The following is a 1,956-nucleotide window of genomic DNA, read 5'->3' as shown; positions in this document are numbered from 1 at the left end:
TCAAGCTTTATATGACATGTTTGAAGAGCGATATAGATAATCCTTAAGCACCTTTTTTAAAGCTTAAAAAGTTCGAAGAACCTGTCAAGGGACTCGTATACACTTCGCCCTTGACAGAACCTTCTGATACTTTTTGTGTAGTCACCAAGGCTGCTTAAGGTCTAATATATTGGCAATTCCAAAGGAAACCCTGCGAGCTTACACAAAATTCTTGACGGTACCCAATTTAATCTTTAATCTCTTCTCATAATTAGGCACTATTAATAGTTACTTGCCCAATCCATAATCCTTTTAATGAATACTTTACATATATAAAATCTAAAGGAGTGATTGATAAATGTCTTTCCCAAATATTCCAAACGTAACACCTTCTATTGATATCAACAGAGAGGATGTCATTAATCTATTATTAGCTTCTGTCGCATTTGAAGAACTAGGTCTAGCTCATTTTATTAATGCTGAAGCTGAAAAAATTCAAGCGGTGGTTGGTACTTTACCAGAAAACACTAATGTAGCCGCTACAAACATTGATGATTTAATTACAATCAATGAAACAGTAAACCGAACATTAAAAACTGCATTGAAAACCCAAATGTTACTTCAATTTAAGATGGAAGACATATTAGACGCAGACAATGGTAACGGTGAAAACGGTAATGGCACTGTATAATCGTTATTTACAATAAATTTTAAGAGAGACATTGCACTAGGATGCGATGTCTTTTCTTATGGAAAAAAATAACCATTAAAAAAAGATGGCTCTTCGCCATTTTCTGTGTAACTCGCACATTTCATCCTTTTCATAGGCCAGAATTTCTCCTTCTTCACCTAACTACCAAACAGATGATAGAGCGTGAGGGTCAAGCGGTTTGGGCTTGACGCTTACGCGGCATCATCTACACTTTTACTAGGTGAAGAAGATGGAACCGATTGATTCTTTGAACATTCTAGCTTGACTCGAATACGGAAATTCTCTCTGTTACGGAAACCGTAGGAGATTCTCTTTCGATTCTTTATTTTGTGATTCGTACCTTCGGTTCTTGCATTAGTATAAGGTAATTCAAAGTAAGTTAGTATAAATGGTTTCCATGTTTCCAAGGTCTTGCATACATCATGAAAAGAGGGGAAAGGACTCATCCTAGCTTCTTTTATCCAGTTATCTAAAAAAGTAGATGCATCTTTATAAGATGGTTGCTGGTATAAGTCATAAAACCACTCTTTTAGATAGTACGCATGAGCAAGTTCTTCGGATTGATCATGGTAGGCTTCCAATCTTTTGAACTGTTTCTCAGTTAGACGAAAGCGACGTTTTAGCAGACAGAAACGTCCCTTCTTGATTCCGTTAATCTCTTTACTTTTGGACTTTCGGACTGCGTCAAGAGCTAGGTTGATCTTTTGAACAACATGGTACTTATCAATCACAATAGAGGCTTTAGGAAAAAGTGTCTTACAAGCTCTAAAGAAAGGTTTCCACATGTCCATTACGACCACCGAAGGAGCCTTTTCAAAGGATTTTAGAAGAGTGATTGTGGAGTCATAATCACGATTCGCTCCCATTTGATGGACAGATCCCGTTTGAATATCTGTCACAACCGTTTCATAGTTATGGCCTTTTCGTACAGCAACTTCATCAATACCAATGACACCTGAACAAGAGTGCTCTTTCACTTCTTTCGAAGCGATATCATAGTAGATTCTTTCAACGGTCTTATAGCTAACTTTTAACTTTCGGCTTACATCACTGATTGTTGTACCAATGCACATTTCAAATACCTTCCTACGAAACCGATAGGTTTGATGTTTACCAGCAGGGATAGAAGATAGTGGCTCAGAAAAGACCTCTTGGCAATTCTGACAACGCCAGCGCTTTACATGTACAAACAGATAAAGAGTTTTATCTAATAGATCTAAATCCCGTACCTTTCTCATGCGCTGGTCATGCTTTTTAAGCATAGA

General features: G+C 37.3%; 2 protein-coding genes. One reads left to right on the top strand and one right to left on the bottom strand.

The features are described from left to right. Positions 1-337 precede the first annotated feature (337 nt). Positions 338-670, top strand: a complete 333-nt coding sequence (locus tag E2L07_RS20015) for an alpha-helical endospore appendage domain-containing protein (protein WP_134230476.1) — start codon at positions 338-340, stop codon at positions 668-670. A 212-nt stretch (positions 671-882) separates the two neighbouring features. On the opposite strand, the gene E2L07_RS20010 is transcribed toward E2L07_RS20015, so the two are convergent. Next, positions 883-1,956 (bottom strand): ISL3 family transposase (locus tag E2L07_RS20010; RefSeq protein WP_243855022.1); only part of this gene is annotated, 1,074 nt, incomplete at its 5' end.

The organism is Halalkalibacterium halodurans, from assembly GCF_004376175.1.
In the GTDB taxonomy this organism is placed as follows: domain Bacteria; phylum Bacillota; class Bacilli; order Bacillales; family Bacillaceae_D; genus Halalkalibacterium; species Halalkalibacterium halodurans.
Note: the sequence above shows the minus strand (reverse complement) of the source record. Positions and strands in the feature narration are given on the sequence as shown.